Annotated in this window: 2 protein-coding genes and 1 pseudogene; all 3 read left to right on the top strand. The window is 65.8% G+C overall.

The window, feature by feature from the left end; genetic code table 11:
- Nucleotides 1-65 precede the first annotated feature (65 nt).
- The 3 genes and pseudogenes from RJ1_RS44695 to RJ1_RS44685 all read left to right on the top strand — a co-directional run bounded on the left by RJ1_RS44695 (nucleotide 66) and on the right by RJ1_RS44685 (nucleotide 2,725).
- Nucleotides 66-392, top strand: coding sequence for an NAD(P) transhydrogenase subunit alpha part 2 (locus RJ1_RS44695; protein WP_073371140.1), 327 nt, complete (start codon nucleotides 66-68; stop codon nucleotides 390-392).
- Nucleotides 392-1,815 (top strand): annotated as a pseudogene (locus tag RJ1_RS44690) (NAD(P)(+) transhydrogenase (Re/Si-specific) subunit beta). The gene RJ1_RS44695 and the pseudogene RJ1_RS44690 overlap by 1 nt, the downstream one beginning before the upstream one ends.
- A 124-nt stretch (nucleotides 1,816-1,939) precedes the next feature.
- A complete protein-coding gene (locus RJ1_RS44685) occupies nucleotides 1,940-2,725 on the top strand; it encodes a GntR family transcriptional regulator (protein ID WP_073371139.1) in 786 nt (261 codons plus the stop codon).
- Nucleotides 2,726-2,838 lie beyond the last annotated feature (113 nt).

Below are 2,838 nucleotides of genomic sequence, written 5' to 3'. Positions count from 1 at the left end.
CCCCCGATTTCTCGGACGAGGTCCTCGCCGCGTCCTGCGTCACCCGTGAGGAGGGTGTGTCCTAGATGTATACCGAATTGTTGGCGAACATCGCGATCCTGGTGTTGTCGGGGTTCGTGGGGTTCGCGGTGATCTCGAAGGTCCCGAACACGTTGCACACCCCGCTGATGTCGGGCACCAACGCCATCCACGGCATCGTCGTGCTCGGCGCCCTGGTGGTGCTGGGGAAGGTCGAGAACCCGCCGTGGGGGCTGCAGGTGATCCTGTTCGTCGCCCTGGTGTTCGGAACGATCAACGTGGTCGGTGGTTTCGTGGTCACCGACCGGATGCTGGCGATGTTCAAATCCAAACCCACCGCACCCGTTGCTGCTGAGAAGGGTGGGGACAAGTAATGGAATACCTCGTCAACGTGCTCTACATCGTGGCGTTCGCGATGTTCATCTACGGTCTGATGGGTCTGACCGGCCCGAAGACCGCGGTCCGCGGTAACCAGATCGCCGCCGCGGGCATGGTCGTGGCGGTGGTCGCCACCCTGATCGCGATCCGCGGCACCTCCAACTGGGTGCTGATCGTCACCGGTCTGGTGATCGGTGTGGTGTTGGGGGTGCCGCCGGCGTTGCGGACGAAGATGACCGCGATGCCGCAGCTGGTGGCGTTGTTCAACGGGGTCGGCGGCGGCACCGTCGCCCTGATCGCGTACGCCGAATTCCTGGACTCGGACGGGTTCACCGCCTTCGCGCATGGTGAGTCGCCGACGGTGCACATCGTCATCGCGTCGCTGTTCGCGGCGATCATCGGGTCGATCTCCTTCTGGGGTTCGGTGATCGCGTTCTTGAAGCTGCAGGAAACCCTGCCCGGCCGCCCGATCGGCATCGGCCGGTTGCAGCAGCCGCTGAACGCGGTGCTGCTGATCGGTGCCGTCGCGCTCGCGGTGATCATCGGGGTCAAGGCCATCGACCCGGCCGCACCCACGTCCAGTGGTGGATCGTCGGGGTGCTGGTGTTGGCGGCGGTGCTGGGGTTGATGGTGGTGCTGCCGATCGGCGGCGCCGACATGCCCGTCGTCATCTCCCTGCTGAACGCGTTGACGGGTCTGTCCGCGGCGGCGGCGGGTCTGGCACTCAATAATCAGGCGATGATCGTGGCCGGGATGATCGTCGGGGCGTCGGGTTCGATCCTGACGAACCTGATGGCGAAGGCGATGAACCGGTCCATCCCGGCGATCGTGGCCGGCGGGTTCGGTGGCGGCGGTACCGCGGCGGCGGTGGGGGACGGCACCGCCCGGACGGCGAAGTCCACCTCGGCGGCTGATGCGGCGATCCAGATGGCGTACGCGAATCAGGTGATCGTGGTCCCCGGGTACGGGTTGGCCGTCGCGCAGGCGCAGCACGCGGTCAAGGACATGGCGAAGATGCTCGAGTCGAAGGGCGTGGAGGTCAAGTACGCCATCCACCCGGTCGCGGGCCGGATGCCCGGGCACATGAACGTGCTGCTCGCCGAGGCCGACGTGGAGTACGACGCGATGAAGGAAATGGACGACATCAACGACGAGTTCGCGCGCACCGATGTCACCCTGGTGATCGGCGCGAACGATGTCACCAACCCCTCCGCCCGCAACGATCCGTCGTCGCCGATCCACGGGATGCCGATCCTGAACGTGGATCAGTCGAAGTCGGTGATCGTGCTGAAGCGGTCGATGAACTCCGGCTTCGCCGGCATCGACAACCCGCTGTTCTTCGCCGACACCACCTCCATGCTCTTCGGGGACGCGAAGAAGTCGGTCGCCGACGTCACCGAGGAACTCAAGGCCCTGTAGGCGGCTCCGCCGCCCGTGCGTGGTTGACGAGTCCAGAGACTCGCTAACCACGCACGGGCGCGCAGCGCCTTCGCGGCAGACTAGCCTGTGAAGGAACTGACGGCACACGGCAGAAAGGTTCGCGATGGGTCGGATCAAGACGCAGGATCTTCCGGACCTTTCCACGCTGCTGGTTCCGCAGAACGAGCTGATGCTCGCCGTGGAGCAGGCGGTGCTCAGGAACCGGGGTGCGGCCGGTGTGGCGGCGTCCCTCGCCGAGCAGATCGCCGCGAAGCTCGCTGGTGTCATCACACTTGGCCATGTGGACTCGGGTCAGCGCCTCCTCGAGCAGGACATCAGTGCGGTGCTGGAGGTCAGTCGGGCACCGGTGCGCGAGGCGCTGCGGATTCTCGAGCGTGACCGACTCGTGCACTTCCAATCTCGGCGGGGCGCGGTGGTGACGGATCTGTGTGCGGGCGACGTCCGCGATCTGTTCAACGTCCGCGCCGCCCTCTACGTGATGTTGCTGCGCCAGGAATTGACGGAGCAGCCGGACGATCTGAAGGCGGTATTCGACGCCAACATGCCCCGGGTGCTGCAAGGCGCTCGAGAGTCGGTCGACGCCTACGCGGTCGCCACATTTCTGCTGAACAGCACCGTTGCACAGGTCTCGCGCAATCGCATCGTGGCGGAGCTGTTGCAGTCGGTCTCCCTGCAGACCCTTCGGTATGTGCGCGTCGGTCTGGCCGCCACTCCCCGCGACTTGCCGAAGTTCGCCAAGCGCTGGCGTGCGCTCCACACCGCGATCGTCGAGCAAGACGCCGACCTCGCGGTCGAACTTGCCGAGCAACGGATCATCAGCGTCCGTGATTCCGCACTGCGCGAGCTGGGTACGTCCGACGAGGACGCCGGAGACCGGCGCGCTATCTGATTCCAGGCCCCGTGCCGGGCCTGCCCCACTGCCGTACGTCATGAACACCTCGGCGTGGCGAGTGAACCGAAAAGGGTCCGACGCCTTTCGGTTCCGGTCTTCCTCGACCGCGA

This window comes from Rhodococcus jostii NBRC 16295 (genome assembly GCF_001894825.1).
Lineage (GTDB): Bacteria > Actinomycetota > Actinomycetes > Mycobacteriales > Mycobacteriaceae > Rhodococcus_F > Rhodococcus_F jostii.
This window is presented reverse-complemented; position numbering and strand designations above follow the sequence as displayed.